This window comes from Vibrio sp. 10N.286.51.C3 (assembly GCF_003050065.1).
Classification (GTDB): Bacteria; Pseudomonadota; Gammaproteobacteria; order Enterobacterales; family Vibrionaceae; genus Vibrio; species Vibrio crassostreae.
In genome coordinates, this window is record NZ_PIGC01000024.1 from 1 (window position 1) to 16151 (window position 16151).

15 protein-coding genes and 1 other RNA gene are annotated in these 16151 nt (G+C 44.6%); 10 read left to right on the top strand and 6 right to left on the bottom strand.

From position 1 onward, the window contains the following. The 6 genes from tkt to CWO27_RS20715 form a co-directional block, all read left to right on the top strand. A partial coding sequence (gene tkt / locus CWO27_RS20685; RefSeq protein ID WP_107899443.1) for a transketolase occupies positions 1 to 1981 on the top strand: 1981 nt, incomplete at its 5' end. A gap of 213 nt (positions 1982 to 2194) precedes the next feature. Beyond that, positions 2195 to 3244, top strand: a complete 1050-nt coding sequence (gene epd, locus CWO27_RS20690) for an erythrose-4-phosphate dehydrogenase (RefSeq protein ID WP_107899467.1) — start codon at positions 2195 to 2197, stop codon at positions 3242 to 3244. A 166-nt stretch (positions 3245 to 3410) separates the two neighbouring features. Then, a complete protein-coding gene (locus CWO27_RS20695; RefSeq protein WP_017059064.1) occupies positions 3411 to 4574 on the top strand; it encodes a phosphoglycerate kinase in 1164 nt (387 codons plus the stop codon). Positions 4575 to 4729: 155 nt separating this feature from the next. Continuing rightward, positions 4730 to 5806, top strand: a complete 1077-nt coding sequence (fbaA, locus tag CWO27_RS20700) for a class II fructose-bisphosphate aldolase (RefSeq protein WP_060982706.1) — start codon at positions 4730 to 4732, stop codon at positions 5804 to 5806. Between the two features lie 376 nt (positions 5807 to 6182). Next, positions 6183 to 7049: a small-conductance mechanosensitive channel MscS gene (mscS, locus tag CWO27_RS20705; protein ID WP_102431282.1), complete on the top strand. Its 867-nt coding sequence runs from the start codon at positions 6183 to 6185 to the stop codon at positions 7047 to 7049. Positions 7050 to 7502: 453 nt separating this feature from the next. Continuing rightward, on the top strand, positions 7503 to 8024 hold the full coding sequence (locus CWO27_RS20715) for a TetR/AcrR family transcriptional regulator (protein ID WP_102431280.1): 522 nt from the start codon (positions 7503 to 7505) through the stop codon (positions 8022 to 8024). A 66-nt stretch (positions 8025 to 8090) separates the two neighbouring features. Here the strand turns inward: CWO27_RS20715 and CWO27_RS20720 are convergent, their stop codons facing one another. After that, the gene (locus CWO27_RS20720) at positions 8091 to 8720 is read right to left on the bottom strand and encodes a LysE/ArgO family amino acid transporter (protein WP_102431279.1); all 630 of its coding nucleotides are present in this window, start codon (positions 8718 to 8720) and stop codon (positions 8091 to 8093) included. Positions 8721 to 8862: 142 nt separating this feature from the next. On the opposite strand from CWO27_RS20720, the gene CWO27_RS20725 reads away from it, so the two are divergent. Then, on the top strand, positions 8863 to 9759 hold the full coding sequence (locus tag CWO27_RS20725) for a LysR family transcriptional regulator ArgP (RefSeq protein ID WP_102478912.1): 897 nt from the start codon (positions 8863 to 8865) through the stop codon (positions 9757 to 9759). Between the two features lie 111 nt (positions 9760 to 9870). Then, positions 9871 to 10584 (top strand): oxidative stress defense protein, encoded by a 714-nt coding sequence (locus tag CWO27_RS20730; RefSeq protein ID WP_048611414.1) that lies wholly within the window; start codon positions 9871 to 9873, stop codon positions 10582 to 10584. A 117-nt stretch (positions 10585 to 10701) separates the two neighbouring features. Here the strand turns inward: CWO27_RS20730 and serA are convergent, their stop codons facing one another. The 5 genes from serA to zapA form a co-directional block, all read right to left on the bottom strand. Then, positions 10702 to 11931 carry a phosphoglycerate dehydrogenase gene (serA, locus tag CWO27_RS20735; RefSeq protein ID WP_055319631.1) on the bottom strand — a complete coding sequence of 410 codons (1230 nt, stop codon included), beginning with the start codon at positions 11929 to 11931 and terminating at the stop codon, positions 10702 to 10704. Positions 11932 to 12192: 261 nt separating this feature from the next. Beyond that, positions 12193 to 12849, bottom strand: coding sequence for a ribose-5-phosphate isomerase RpiA (gene rpiA / locus CWO27_RS20740; protein WP_048605825.1), 657 nt, complete (start codon positions 12847 to 12849; stop codon positions 12193 to 12195). Positions 12850 to 12951: 102 nt separating this feature from the next. Beyond that, positions 12952 to 13551, bottom strand: coding sequence for a 5-formyltetrahydrofolate cyclo-ligase (locus CWO27_RS20745; protein ID WP_102431719.1), 600 nt, complete (start codon positions 13549 to 13551; stop codon positions 12952 to 12954). Positions 13552 to 13557: 6 nt separating this feature from the next. Beyond that, positions 13558 to 13740, bottom strand: a non-coding RNA gene (gene ssrS / locus CWO27_RS20750) — 6S RNA. A gap of 11 nt (positions 13741 to 13751) precedes the next feature. Next, positions 13752 to 14060 carry a cell division protein ZapA gene (gene zapA, locus CWO27_RS20755; RefSeq protein ID WP_004735366.1) on the bottom strand — a complete coding sequence of 103 codons (309 nt, stop codon included), beginning with the start codon at positions 14058 to 14060 and terminating at the stop codon, positions 13752 to 13754. Positions 14061 to 14368: 308 nt separating this feature from the next. Between zapA and CWO27_RS20760 the strand changes: the two genes are divergently transcribed. Beyond that, the gene (locus CWO27_RS20760; RefSeq protein ID WP_107899444.1) at positions 14369 to 14944 is read left to right on the top strand and encodes a YecA/YgfB family protein; all 576 of its coding nucleotides are present in this window, start codon (positions 14369 to 14371) and stop codon (positions 14942 to 14944) included. 23 nt (positions 14945 to 14967) lie between these two features. Next, a complete protein-coding gene (gene ubiH, locus CWO27_RS20765) occupies positions 14968 to 16146 on the top strand; it encodes a 2-octaprenyl-6-methoxyphenyl hydroxylase (protein ID WP_107899445.1) in 1179 nt (392 codons plus the stop codon). The last annotated feature ends 5 nt before the right edge of the window (positions 16147 to 16151 follow it).

Here is a 16151-nt window from a genome sequence, read left to right on the forward strand (position 1 = left end):
AGATCTAGCCAATGCAATCCGCGCACTTAGCATGGACGGTGTTCAACAAGCAAATTCAGGCCACCCAGGCGCACCTATGGGCATGGCTGACATCGCTGAGGTTCTTTGGCGTGGCCACTTGAACCACAACCCAGCAAACCCAGAGTGGGCTGACCGCGACCGTTTTATTCTGTCTAACGGCCATGGTTCAATGTTGATTTATTCTCTGCTTCACCTTGCAGGTTACGAGCTTTCAATTGAAGACCTGAAAAACTTCCGTCAACTGCACTCTAAGACTCCAGGTCACCCTGAGTACGGTTACGCTCCTGGTATCGAAACAACGACTGGTCCTCTAGGTCAAGGCATCACTAACGCTGTTGGTATGGCAATGGCTGAGAAAGCACTGGCGGCACAGTTCAACAAAGAAGGCCACGACATCGTAGACCACTACACTTATGCATTCATGGGTGATGGCTGTCTGATGGAAGGTATCTCTCACGAAGCATGTTCTCTAGCAGGTACGCTAGGTCTTGGTAAGCTGGTTGCTTTCTGGGATGACAACGGCATCTCTATCGATGGTGAAGTTGAAGGTTGGTTCTCTGACGATACACCTAAGCGTTTTGAAGCATACGGCTGGCACGTAATCCCAGCAGTAGATGGTCACGACTCTGACGCTATCAACGCAGCGATTGAAGCGGCTAAAGCGGATCCTCGTCCTACGCTTATCTGTACTAAAACTATCATCGGTTTTGGTTCTCCAAACAAAGCGGGTACGCATGACTGTCACGGTGCTCCACTAGGTGCTGATGAAATCACAGCAACTAAAGCAGCATTGGGTTGGGAACACGGTCCTTTCGAAATCCCAGCAGATATCGCAGCTGAGTGGAATGCGAAAGAAGCAGGCGCAGCGAAAGAAGCAGCGTGGAACGCGAAGTTTGACGCATACGCAGCGGCTTACCCAGAGCTAGCAGCTGAATTCAAACGTCGTACTAACGGCGAGCTACCCGCTGAGTGGGAAGAGAAAGCAAACGCAATCATTGCTGATCTTCAAGCTAACCCAGCAAACATCGCTTCACGTAAAGCATCTCAAAACGCACTAGAAGCGTTTGGTCAAATGCTTCCAGAATTCATGGGCGGCTCTGCTGACCTTGCGCCTTCTAACCTGACTATGTGGTCTGGTTCTAAGTCTCTTGAAGCAACTGACTTCTCTGGTAACTACATCCATTACGGTGTACGTGAATTCGGTATGACGGCTATCATGAACGGTATCGCTCTGCACGGTGGTTTCGTGCCATACGGCGCAACGTTCCTAATGTTCATGGAATACGCGCGTAACGCAATGCGTATGGCTGCTCTGATGAAAGTTCAGAACATCCAAGTTTACACGCACGATTCTATCGGCTTAGGCGAAGATGGCCCTACTCACCAACCGGTTGAGCAGATCGCTTCTCTACGTCTGACTCCAAACATGAGCACATGGCGTCCATGTGACCAAGTTGAGTCTGCTGTTGCTTGGAAACTGGCTATTGAGCGTAAAGATGGTCCTTCATCTCTAATCTTCTCTCGTCAAAACCTTGCACAACAAGATCGTAATGCTGAGCAAGTTGCTAACATCGCTAAGGGTGGTTACATCCTGAAAGATTGTGAAGGCAAGCCAGAGCTAATCATCATTGCAACTGGTTCTGAAGTTGAGCTTGCAGTTGAAGCTGCTGCACAACTAACCGCTGAAGGTAAAGCAGTACGCGTAGTATCTATGCCTGCAACTGACGCGTTCGACAAGCAAGACGCTGAATACCGTGAGTCTGTACTTCCATCTGACGTTACAGCGCGTATCGCAGTAGAAGCTGGCATCGCTGACTTCTGGTACAAATACGTTGGCTTCGGTGGCAAGATCATCGGTATGACAACGTTCGGCGAATCTGCACCAGCAGGTGAGCTATTCAAGATGTTCGGTTTCACTACTGAAAACGTAGTAAACACAGCGAAAGAGCTTCTTGCTTAATCATTGACTGATGGCCTTGTGCTAACAGTTAAATGAAGGAAAAAACCGAGCGCTGAGCTCGGTTTTTTGTATCTGGGATTTGTTTCTTCTAGGCTTATCTCTACAAGCAACAGATTAACCTGTCTTAACTAAACGGCGTTATTCAAGTAATGCCTTTTGGGTAGGATTCAGTTATCATCTGTTGCACGAAATTTTGGTTAGATGTACGGAACTATGCTAAAAGTCGCGATAAACGGATTTGGAAGAATAGGGCGTAATGTATTACGCGCTGTCTATGAAAGTGGCAAAAGCCAACAAATCAAAGTAGTAGCTGTTAATGAGCTTGCTCAGCCTGACGCTATGGCTCATCTATTGCAATACGACACTAGTCACGGCCGCTTCGGCAAGAAAATCTCCAACGATCAAGAGCACATCTATGTCCATCACGGCATTGGTGCGGAAGATAAAGGTGAGTTCGATACCATTCGTATCTTACATCTTGCTGGTATTGAGCTGTTGCCTTGGCGTGACCTAGAAGTGGATATTGTTCTCGACTGTACCGGAGTTTATGGTTGCCGAGATGACGGCCTAGCGCACATTGCTGCTGGGGCAAAAAAGGTACTGTTTTCTCACCCTGGTGCCAATGACCTCGATAACACCATTATCTATGGTGTGAATCACGATACCATTGAAGCGGACCACCGAATCGTTTCCAATGGCTCATGCACCACCAACTGTATTGTCCCTATCATTAAGGTTCTTGATGACGCCTTTGGCATTGAGTCCGGTACTATTACGACTATTCACTCTTCAATGAATGATCAACAAGTTATCGATGCGTACCACAGCGATTTGCGTCGTACTCGAGCGGCAAGCCAATCGATCATTCCTGTCGATACCAAGTTGCATAAAGGTATTGAAAGAATCTTCCCGAAATTTTCCAACAAATTTGAAGCTATATCTGTGCGTGTGCCGACGGTAAACGTAACAGCGATGGATTTAAGTGTCACAATTAATGCAAATGTGAAAGTTAATGACGTAAATCAAACCATTGTTAATGCATCCCAGTGTACATTACACAATATAGTTGACTATACTGAAGCGCCGCTCGTTTCCATCGACTTTAATCACGATCCCCATAGCGCAATCGTTGATGGTTCACAAACTCGAGTGAGCAACGGCCACTTAGTTAAAATGCTAGTGTGGTGTGACAATGAATGGGGCTTTGCGAACCGAATGCTAGATACGGTTCTTGCAATGCAAGCTTCTGAAGGCAAGAAGTAAGACCTAGAAGCAAATGTGCGGATTATTTATTTTTTAGCTTGAAATAAATACTAAGAGTCCACATATTATTGGTAGTGAAAGAATTACCAGTTGAATAATTTATAGGCTTAGCAGGGTTGCTGAGTTTCCAAAACTTTATATTTATTTAAATTTGAGAGGACAAATCATGTCTGTGATCAAGATGACTGACCTGGAACTTGCAGGTAAACGCGTATTTATCCGTGCTGACCTAAACGTACCAGTAAAAGACGGTAAAGTAACTTCAGATGCACGTATCCTTGCATCTCTACCAACTATCAAACTTTGCCTAGAAGCTGGCGCAAAGGTAATGGTTACTTCTCACCTTGGTCGTCCTACTGAAGGCGAATACAACGAAGAGTTCTCTCTAGCTCCTGTAGTTAACTACCTAAACGACGCACTAGACTGCGAAGTTAAACTAGCTAAAGATTACGTAAACGGCCTAGAGCTAAACGCTGGTGAACTTGTTGTTCTTGAAAACGTTCGCTTTAACAAAGGCGAAAAGAAGAACGAAGAAGCGCTTTCTAAGCAATACGCTGCACTATGTGACATCTTCGTAATGGATGCATTCGGTACAGCTCACCGTGCTCAAGCTTCTACACACGGTGTTGGTACTTACGCTCCTGTAGCATGTGCTGGCCCTCTTCTAGCTGCTGAGCTTGAAGCGCTTGGTAAAGCAATGGACAACCCAGCTCGCCCACTAGTGGCTATCGTTGGTGGTTCTAAGGTTTCTACTAAACTAACAGTTCTAGAATCTCTTTCTAAAATTGCTGACCAGCTTGTTGTTGGTGGTGGTATCGCGAACACATTCATCGCTGCTGAAGGCCACAACGTAGGTAAGTCTCTATACGAAGCTGACCTAGTTGAAACGGCTCAAAAACTAATGAAAGAGTGTGCTATCCCAGTAGCGACTGACGTTGCATGTGCTAAAGCATTCGACGAAAACGCAGAAGCTGAAATCAAGCACGTTTCTGAAGTTCAAGACGACGACATGATCTTCGACCTTGGTCCAGATTCAACTGCGGCACTAGCTGAAATCATCGGCAACGCTAAAACTATCCTTTGGAACGGCCCTGTAGGCGTATTCGAATTCAAAAACTTCGAAGCGGGTACAGCTGGTATCTCTAAAGCAATCGCTGAGTCTGCAGGCTTCTCTGTAGCAGGTGGTGGTGACACGCTAGCAGCTATCGACAAGTTCGGTATCAAAGCTGACGTTTCTTACATCTCTACTGGCGGTGGCGCTTTCCTTGAATTCGTTGAAGGTAAAGTACTTCCTGCAGTAGCAATGCTTGAAGAGCGTGCTAAAGCATAATTGATTTAGAAAGGCGAGATGTGAATCTCGCCTTTTAACGTTTGCTGCATATCACACTTTTTTGCTAGAATGACATAAGTTGTGAGCAAACGATTGCAAGTTTTTGAACTTAAGTTTTTTAATCTTAAAACGATAGAATAAATAGGACTATTTCCATGTCTAAGATCTTCGATTTTGTAAAACCTGGTGTAATTTCTGGCGATGACGTACAGAAAGTATTTGAAATCGCAAAAGAGAACAAGTTTGCACTTCCTGCTGTAAACGTTGTTAACACTGATTCAATCAACGGTGTTCTAGAAGCAGCTGCTAAAGTTAAAGCTCCTGTTGTTGTTCAGTTCTCTAACGGCGGTGCTGGTTTCTTCGCTGGTAAAGGCGTTAAACTTGAAGGTCAAGGCGCACAAATCCTTGGCGCTGTTGCTGGTGCAAAATACGTACACGCTGTTGCTGAGTCTTACGGTGTTCCAGTTATCCTGCACACTGACCACGCTGCTAAGAAACTTCTTCCATGGATCGACGGTCTACTAGACGCTGGTGAAGAGTTCTTCGCACAAACTGGTAAGCCTCTTTTCTCTTCTCACATGATCGATCTTTCTGAAGAGTCTCTAGAAGAGAACATCGAAACATGTGCTAAGTACCTAGAGCGCATGGCTAAAATGAACATGACTCTAGAAATCGAACTAGGTTGTACTGGTGGTGAAGAAGATGGCGTTGATAACTCTGATATGGACGCATCTGAGCTTTACACTTCTCCTGAAGATGTAGCTTACGCTTACGAAATCCTAAACGCAGTTAGCCCTCGTTTCACTATCGCGGCTTCTTTCGGTAACGTACACGGTGTTTACCAAGCTGGTAACGTTGTACTTACTCCAACTATCCTACGTGACTCTCAAGCATACTGTGCAGAGAAGTTCGGTATTGCACCTAACGCTCTAAACTTCGTATTCCACGGTGGTTCTGGTTCTTCTGAAGCAGAAATCCAAGAGTCTATCGGCTACGGTGTTATTAAAATGAACATCGATACTGATACACAGTGGGCAACTTGGGATGGTATCCGTACTTACTCTGCTGAAAACTTCGATTACCTACAAGGTCAAATCGGTAACCCTAAAGGCGAAGACCAACCAAACAAGAAGTTCTACGATCCACGCGTATGGCTACGTGCTGGTCAAGCTTCAATGGTTACTCGTCTTGAGAAAGCATTTGCTGACCTTAACGCTATCGACGTACTATAATTCTTTGAATTAGGTACTCTTTAAGTTTTAAAAACCCGCTCATTGAGCGGGTTTTTTTATGTCTGATAAAAACTTGTATTAAATATGTGAAAAACCTAGCGTGTGGTGAATAAATTTCCTAGGATTGAGTTATCGGTATTTGTATTTATTGGTAAGTTTCAATAATTCAAAAGCTTACATAAATATGACTTTGCAATCTGTCAAAGATAGGATATCGTGCCGAAAAACTGAACTTGGTTCAGTTTATAAAAAGGACTTGGCTTTAATTTACTTTGAACACAATGACTTAACGGTCATTAAACTGTTTATTATATTGTAGAGTAAATTAGGCTTAAGGCAGTTTAGCCCATAGCATATTATATAGAGGATGCACATTATGGCTGAGAGTTCGACAGCGGTTGAGACTCCACTTGTGGATGGTTTGTCTCAAGCAGAGCAGTGGTTAACAAATAATTCAGATTTATTTATCCAATATGGCGTAAATATCATTTCAGCACTGATAATTCTATTTATTGGTAACCTTATTGTTAAAGCAGTAGCGAATAGCGTGTCTAAGGTTCTTCAGAAGAAGAAAATGGACCGAGCGGTTGTGGAATTTATTCACGGCTTAGTTCGCTACCTATTGTTTGTTATTGTTTTAATTGCTGCACTAGGTCGATTAGGTGTTCAAACGGCATCTGTAGTTGCTGTTATTGGTGCGGCTGGTTTAGCCGTTGGTCTTGCATTACAAGGCTCACTATCTAACTTTGCTGCTGGTGTACTTATCGTTGCATTCCGTCCATTTAAGTCTGGTGACTATGTGGAAATTGGTGGTGTAGCAGGTTCAGTGGATTCAATTCAGATCTTCCAAACGGTTCTAACAACGCCAGATAACAAAATGGTAGTGGTACCAAACGGTAGCGTTATTGGTAGCCCAATTACTAACTACTCTCGTCATGACACACGTCGTATCGACCTAATGATCGGTGTTTCTTACGGTGCTGATCTACAAAAGACCAAAGAACTTCTGACTAAGATCTGTGAATCTGACGAGCGCGTGTTGAAAGAACCAGGCGTTCAAGTGGGTGTTCACACACTTGCTGACTCTTCTGTTAACTTCGTGGTTCGCCCATGGGTTAGCACCGCAGAGTACTGGAATGTTTACTTCGACCTGATGCAAGCAATCAAAGAAGGCTTGGATAAAGAAGGTATCGAAATTCCATTCCCACAAATGGATGTTCACATGAACAAAGTTGAGGGCTAATAAAGCTTCGACAAGTTGAATAAAAAGGCGGATAACTTAGGTTATCCGCCTTTTTTGTTGTCTTCAATATCATTCCTTTTACTCGTTAGTTGTTGTTACTGCTTAGCTTCTTTTCTTTGTATATCCCTATTTCGTGTTCTACTCGACGTCGGCCACAACGATGTTTTTAACATCGCATATAAGGGCTTTCTTACTTCTTGTCCTCCCAAAATAGCCAATAAACATAAACCGCCAGGAATCAGAATCATCATCAGTAGCGGTCGAAGTAGATAAGAGAAGCAAAAGATCGTGGGCAGAAAAATCAGCACTTGTCCCAGTCGGTTTAATATATTCATCATGTCCGTATCTCCAAAGTTAAATTGAGCGCGCTCATTTTATAATTGAGCGCGCTCAATTTGTCAAATTAGAGCACTAAGAGTATGATCAAGCTTGATTAGAGAAGGATGTATTTTCGTGAGTAAGAGAGAGATAACGAAACAGAAGATCTTAGCGTCTGCTTGGGAGTTGTTTGGGGAAAATGGTTATGACAACACCACAACTCGACAGATCGCTCGCCACGCGGGTGTGGCAGATGGCACGGTGTTTAGTCATTTTGAAACCAAGCTGACTATTCTTCGAGAAGGAATGCTATCACAGTTGGAAAAGATTGGTCAGGAGGTGTTAGCGGCTGAGCAAGATAAACGTGCTGTGGATATCGGTATCTCGCTAATTGGACACTACTACAGCTATTATTTTGATAATGTTGAGTTAAGTCGAGCGTTACTCAAAGAGGTCATTTGGGATCTAGACTATTACCGTACCTTTGATCAGGCACTCTTTCAGACTGTTAATGTCGATGCATCTATTTCTGAAAAAATGCCATTGATTATGGATAGCTATTTCATGACCTTGATAAATCACTTGAGCCAACCGGAACCAAGCCTTGAAGCTGCGCTGAGTGAACTTAACAGTAAAATTCGAGTCATTCTAGCGTAACTCATTATATTAATGAGTTACTGATGTCATCTTTGGCTTGGTCGACAGTCTTTGTTCTTTAATTGCTTACCAGTATTGCTCAACCAGTCCATTGGTAAGCACAGCAGCAATTGCGAACATCATAGTTGCTACAGCGATATCAATGCCTTTCTTAACATTCGGTTTAGATAGCGTTGGGCCTAGCTTTGCCGCGCCCAGTGACAAAGAGTAAAACCAAACAAATGAAGCCAAGATGGTTCCCATAGCAAAAGCAATTCTGTCGTTACCTTCAAACTGCCCGCCAATCGACCCAAGAATCACCACCGTATCTAAGTAGAGATGTGGGTTTAACACAGTAACCGCCAATGCGCCCAAAATAACGGTGCGCTTACCACGAGCCAGTATCTCTCCTTTTGACTCCTCGCTTGAGGGCGCTTTAAAGGCACTGCGTAGTGATAACAAACCATACACGGTTAGAAAAGCGATGCCGCCTAACGTGACCGAGGTGAGTAGCAATTCATTTTGCGACAGAATCGCACCGCCACCAAAGATACCCAATGAGATAAACAGAGTGTCGAGCAGGCTACAGATTGTTGCAGTGGTTAAATGGTGGTTGCGCTTTATCCCTTGATTTAGGACGTACGCATTCTGAGCGCCAATAGGGATAATCATGCTTGCCCCTAGACCAAAACCTTGTAATAAAACCCAAAAACTCATTTTAACCTCCACTTATTTAACGATATTTACGTGCTATATGGCGAAGATACTCCGACCCTTTAAATAAGTATAATTAATGATTTTAATCTATTATTAGAGTTGCTAATGTGGCATTGAGTTAGCTTAAAAAGGAAGCAAATTGATGCGTGGATTGGATTATAAGTGGATAGAAGCACTGGATGCCGTAGTAAAACAACGTAGCTTCGAAAGGGCTGCTGAGCAGTTATATATCTCCCAGTCGGCGGTATCTCAGCGCATCAAACAGCTGGAAAAGTGGTTGGCTCAGCCTGCCTTAGTGAGAGAAAGCCCGCCTAGGCCAACGCCTGCGGGTAAAAAATTACTGGGCTTATATCGTCGTGTTCGTTTGTTAGAGCACGAACTTGTGCCTGAGTTGATGAATGAAGAGGGAACTCAGCCACTATCGATATCCATAGCCACCAACGCTGATAGTTTGGCGACATGGCTGCTACCGGCTTTGTCGGATGTGATGAAATCTCGCCAAGTCGAGTTGAACCTCGCGATTCATGGTGAGTCGAGAACCATTGAAAAGATAAAAAGTGGCGAGGTGGCCGGTGCAATCAGTTTGGAGTCTCAAGCGATTCCAGGCTGCAGTGCCGATTATCTCGGTAGGATGGATTATGTTTGCGTGGCTAGCCCTGATTTTCATCAGCGTTACTTTTCAGAGGGCGTAAATTACGCCACGTTAAGCAAGGCGCCTGCGGTTTCCTATGATCAATACGATGACCTGCATAAGAAGTTTTTGCATGATCATTTTAACGTCCCGAGAGACAGTGTGATTAATCATACTGTCGGCAGCTCGGAAGCATTTGTGCGTTTAGCGTTGTCGGGTGTTGCCTATTGCTTGATTCCTCGATTGCAGATTATCGATGAGCTAGAGTCTGGTGATCTTATTGACATTACCCCTGGCTTTCTGCTGTCTTATCGCATTTATTGGCACCATTGGCAGCTCGAGAGTGGGGTGTTAAAAGAGGTATCCCAAGCGGTATTAAGTTTTGCTCACAATCACTTGCCTCAGTAAGCTGTTGATTTTTTCAGCGTCAAAGTTCTGTTAGAAGTGCGTGCTCTGGATTGGCTAAACGATAAATTGCTCTATGATGAAAGTACATTTGTTTAGCATAGGTCATACCTAATGAAGCTTGTACCAAAGATGTTAGCAACGTCTCTTACTCTTACTGCGGCCTTGAGTGCTGTGAGTTTTCCATCATTGGCAGACTCTCCATCCTTTCCTCATATTTCAACGACAGGCTATGGTGAAGTGATCGCGACACCTGATATGGCGACATTCTCTGTGAGAGTCGTGGAATCTACGATGACTGCTGAACAGGCTAAAAATACCGTTGATAAAGTCGTGACAGGCTTTCTAAATAAGTTGCATCAAGCTGGTGTTGATGAGGCGAGTGTTCACAGCTCGAACCTGTACCTATCTCCTCAATACCATTATCCAAAAGATGGTAAACCTGAACTGGTTGGCTACCGCGCCTCACGTAATGTGACCGTTCAAGTTAATGAGCTAGCGAACCTTAATGAATACATGGATATTGCTATCGGGCAGGGCATTAATCAGATCGATAACATTCAGCTGCAAGTTCGCGACCAAGCTAAGTATCAAGAGCAAGCGCGCTTAGAAGCTATTAAAGATGCGACATCAAAAGCCAAATCATTAGCGAGTGGTTTTGAGCGTGAGCTAGGTGATGTTTGGCGTGTTGATTACAACGCACAATCTTCTCAGCCTGTGCTCATGCGTTCAATGGCGATGGATGCGAGAACTGAATCGAACTCTTATGAAGACTCAACGATCACCATTCGCGATCGCGTTAATGTGATCTACCAAATCGAAGAGTAATGACATCGCTATAGAGGCTTTTGGATCATGATGATCTAATTACCTACGATAGGCCAAATACTAAAAAGGCTCTCATAATGAGAGCCTTTTTGTTTTTACTAATATCGAGTTCGATGATTAGTGAAGTAGACGAGCACGGATTGTGCCTTCGATCTCTTTCAGTTTAAGCAATGCTTCTTCTGAACGATCCGCTTCTACATCGATAACTACATAACCCATATCAGCCGCAGTCTGTAGGTACTGACCCGCGATGTTAATGCCTTCTTCAGCGAAGATGGTGTTGATCTGAGTTAGGATACCTGGGCGGTTTTCGTGAATGTGCAGCAAACGAGACGTGCCCGTGTGTAGCGGTAGAGATACCTCTGGGAAGTTAACACTTGATAGCGTAGAACCGTTATCAGAGTATTTCGCTAGCTTGCCAGCCACTTCAACACCGATATTCTCTTGTGCTTCCTGAGTTGAACCACCTACGTGAGGTGTAAGAATCACGTTGTCGAACTGCATCAATGGCGACTCAAACGGGTCTGCATTGGTTTTTGGTTCTGTTGGGAAAACGTCGATCGCTGCACCTGCAAGGTGACCAGAATCTAGAGCGCCACACAGAGCTGGAATATCTACCACTGTGCCACGTGCTGCATTGATAAAGATAGAACCAGGCTTCATGCGCTCGAACTCTTCTTTACCCATCATGTCTTTTGTTTCGTTGGTTTCAGGGACGTGTAAAGAGATCACATCACACTTATTCAGCAGTTCGGTCATGGTATGAACTTGCGTTGCGTTACCCAAAGACAGTTTGTTTTCAATGTCGTAGAAGTAAACACGCATGCCAAGGTTTTCAGCAATAATACCCAGTTGAGTACCGATGTGACCGTAGCCAATAATACCTAAACGCTTACCTCGGGCTTCGTAAGAGTTGTCTGCACTCTTTTTCCAGATGCCACGGTGAGCAAGAGCGTTCTTTTCTGGAATGCCGCGTAGTAGTAGTAAAACCTGGCCAAGAACAAGTTCAGCAACGCTTCGAGTGTTTGAGAACGGTGCGTTGAACACAGGGATACCGCGTTTTGCTGCTGCTTGAAGGTTGACTTGATTAGTACCAATACAGAAACAACCAACGGCAACCAGTTTTTCAGCTGCATCAATAACTTCTTGGGAGATGTTAGTGCGAGAACGAATACCAATGAAGTGAGCATCTTTAACTGCTTCAAGAAGTTCATCTTCCGGTAGCGAGCCTTTGTGGTACTCAATGTTTGTGTAACCAGCGGCTTGCAGTACTTCTACAGAAGAAGGGTGAAGACCTTCTAGAAGTAGAATTTTTATTTTTTCTTTTTCCAGTGAAACTTTGGCCATTGTTCTCGTCCTTAAAATGGAAAGGTTGGGCAAATGCGGCGCACGTGCTACAAAATGGCTGAAAGGGGAACAAATTCACCACTTTGTTAGGAGACAAACGTTTTCCCTGTGCGTCTTCTGAACAATAAAGTAACAAAAAAAAAATGTTTTGGGTAAGAAAATTACGGAATAAGACATAATTTTACAGCAATAAAGCAAAAAAAACGGCGCCCTAGGGCACCGTATGTAATGAAGTAACAGAAAAACTCAATCTTCCATTATTTATTCTTCGATTTTTGCACCTTCAGGCGTGCCAGTGATAACCACATCAGCGCCACGGTGAGCGAACAGACCAACCGTCACCACACCAGCAATACCATTGATGATATCTTCTAGTTGTTTCGGGTTTTCGATCGCCATGCCGTACACATCTAGGATCACGTTGCCATTATCGGTTGTGCAGCCTTCGCGGTAAACTGGGTCACCACCAAGCTTAACTAACTCACGAGCAACGTACGAACGTGCCATTGGGATTACTTCAACAGGCAGTGGGAATTTGCCCAACACATCAACTGCTTTAGTACCGTCAACAATACACACAAACTTATCAGAGATAGCCGCTACGATTTTTTCACGAGTCAAAGCAGCGCCGCCGCCTTTGATCATATCGCGTGAAGCGTTAATTTCGTCTGCACCATCAACATAGATGTCTAACTTGAATACGTCGTTGCACTCAAATACTTTGATTTCTAGTGCTTCTAGTTTTTCAGTAGAGGCTACAGAGCTTGAAACCGCACCTTTGATTTTGTCTTTCATTGTGCCAAGTGCGTCGATGAAGTGATTTACTGTTGAGCCAGTACCTACACCTACAATGCTGCCTTCTTCAACATATTGAAGTGCTGCCCAGCCAGCTGCTTTTTTCATTTCATCTTGAGTCATGCCATTCTCCTGAATAAGGTCTTGCGCTTTGAATTAATCGTTCGCGTATTGAAGTTAACGTTTATATATCGAGGTTAACGTTTGCGGCGCGATTATAGCGCTTTAATGGTTGTTTTCCCATTGCCAAGTTTTACTTGGAGTCACGATTTTAGGTAACGGAATGTCCCATTCTTCAATCGGTAGGGTATCAACATGTTGGCAATCATGAGCCAAACCAATAGGAGTTGCGCCTTCGCCCGTTTCGAACCACTTCGCCAAGGTGCGATCGTAATATCCGCCGCCCATACCTAAACGATGGCCATGAGAGTCAAAGCCGACAAGGGGCGTAAGAATGAGATCGAGTTGCTGGCAAGGTTTAACCAGCATTTGATTAAGTTGGGGTTCAACGATTCCGTACTTATTCAAAACAGTGGGTGTGGTTGGAGAATAATGTAGAAACAACAGGTGTCCGGCAGAGAAGGGGTGTAATACTGGTAAATAAGTTTGCTTACCTTGCGCCCATAACCATTCGATCAAAGGCTGGGTATCGAGTTCGCCATCGATAGAGATGTAGAGGGCAATATGTTGAGCTGACTGAATCTCATTGAGCTGAGAACACTGCTTAACTAAGTCTATACCGGATTGAGTTTGCTGGTCGCCAGATAAGGCATTGCGTTTGATACGGATCTGTTTGCGAAATTCGCTGCGTGTGAGCGTCTTCATAAGAAGGGATACCCCAAAGTGCCGTTGAGAATAGATGGCCCTTGAACCAGCGAGTTCAAGGCGGATCAGCAATGATTACCGTAGGCTTCTCGGCGGACCGAGCATGCTCAATAGCACTCAAGTACTAACCCTTAGGGATTGCTTATCGGCTCGGGGACGTGAATCCTCTGACAAACACTCCAGGGTAAATTTTGTGTACGCTATTGCTGTCCGTGCTTAACTTTACTGAGGACATCTGAAAGTGATGTCGTGAGCTGTTCCATTCGCTCGGTCAGTGCGTTTTGTTCATCATTTGCTTCAAACTTCTTGGTTTGTAATTCGTAGCAAATATTCAGAGCTGCGATAGTCAGCAGCTTCACTTCATTGGTTACCTTAGTACGTTCAGCCATCTCTTTCAATCGATTATCAAGATCGGCCGCCGCTGCAATCAATGACTCTTCTTGCCCTGGTGGACAATTCACTCGAGTCAGTTTTCCTAATATTTCAACGTCTACCGCTTGATTACTCATGATGGATGAACTCTTTAACGCGCTATTTTAAGGCTATTGCCCTTCGCCATTTTTTGAGAAAGAAAAAGTGCAAGTACCGATGAGGAAGCAATCTCCTCTGAGGGAGAAACTATAGGTAAACCGCTATTAAGATTCAAGCTTTTCAGAGTGACTGTTTGTAAATGAGAGCTTGAGCACACAGTAATTCAGCAAATTGAACAATTGGTAGTCAGTCATCCTTCAATTGCTGGGGATCGATGCTTACCAGAATTGGGGTGAAGTGGTACGATTATACTATCGATATAAAGAATAACTGAGCGAGCTATCTGATGAGCGAAACTACTTTACCTGATTACCTAACGGTTGCGACTGAACTTCAATCGGCAAGTTTAGCCGTAACCCCTGCTGAGATGCATGGTTTATTAACGGGTATGTTAAGCGGAGGCTTAAGCCTAGCAGATAAGAGTTGGCAACCGCTGATCTTTGATTACACCAACGAAGGTATGGGCTGGCCAGATAGCGCGTTAACGCTAGCGGAAGCGACATTGAAAGTAACGACCAGTGAAATCACAGGTTCAGGCATGGAATTGTCTATGTTGCTGCCTGACGAAGACGCAAGCGCAAGCCTGTTTGACTTGGCTGACGGTGTGTCTGATTGGATTAACCATTTCATCTCTGGTTTAGGTCTTGTTGGCGCTCAATTGAACAAAGCGTCTGAAGGCACGAAAGAAGCGTTGGCTGATCTTGAAGAGATGGCAAAGCTAGGCATTGATGAAGAAGATGATCTGGAAGAACAAGCACAACTTCTAGAGCACGTTATTGAGCACGTAAAAGCGTGTGCATTAACGATTCATGCTGAATTTGGTGCACGCCCATCTGAAGATGCGGCGCCAACCATTCACTAATCGTTTGTCGGTTTGAGGTTATGATGGCTCAATATGATGTTGTAATTGCTGGTGGTGCAATGGCGGGGGCGACGTTAGCCCTTGCTCTGAACCGCCTAAGCCAAGACTCGTTGTCGATTGCGGTGGTTGAGCCTTATCAGGTTGATCATCAAGCTCATCCTGGGTTTGATTCTCGTTCGATCGCTTTGTCTTATGGCACGGTACAGATCCTTGACTCTCTGCACCTGTGGCAGTCTATCGCTCCGGTAGCGACCCCGATTAAAGATATCCATGTATCGGATCGTGGGCATGCAGGGATGACGGATATCTATAGTGAAGAACTGGCTGTAGATGCACTTGGCTATGTAGTCGAGTTAGCCGATGTTGGTCGAATTTATCAGCAGAAGCTGGAATCAGAAGCGGCAATTACGATGTTGTGTCCGGACTCGGTAGCGAAAGTTGAGCGAAGTGAGTCACTGACAACTATCGAACTCAACAGTGGGCAAACCATAACGACTAAGTTACTGGTTGCGGCTGACGGTGCAATCTCAACCTGTTGTCAGCAACTCAATATCCCACTGAATGAACATGACTTTGAACAGGTTGCTGTGATTGCCAATATCGTGGCGAGCGAACCCCATCAAGGTCGCGCATTTGAGCGCTTTACCCATCATGGGCCAGTCGCTCTATTGCCGATGAGTGATAACCGTTTGTCTCTGGTTTGGTGTTTACCGCCGGAGCAAATCGATAAAGTTATGGCTTTTAACGACGACGAATTCCTTGAGCAGCTTCAGAGCGATTTTGGTTGGCGACTTGGCCGATTAGAGAAAGTCGGCAAGCGTGCGAGCTATCCACTGATTCTTCGTCACCGACAGCAAAATATCTCTCATCGATTTGCCATTGTTGGTAATGCTGCTCAAACGCTTCACCCCATTGCGGGGCAAGGCTTTAACCTAGGTATCCGAGACGTGGCTTCCTTGGCAGAAGAGTTGTGTACTCAGTTGGATGATGTGGGTCGTTACCGTGGTCTTGTTAACTTTAGAAAACGTAGAGAACAAGATAGAGACGCAACGATCACGTTGACTTCAAGCCTAGTTCACCTGTTCTCAAACGATTTTATGACCGCTCGCATTGGGCGTAATCTTGGGTTAGCCGTAATAGATAACCTTCCACCACTTAAAGGTCCACTTTTGCGTCATACGCTTGGCCTAGTAGAAAGATAAGGTAA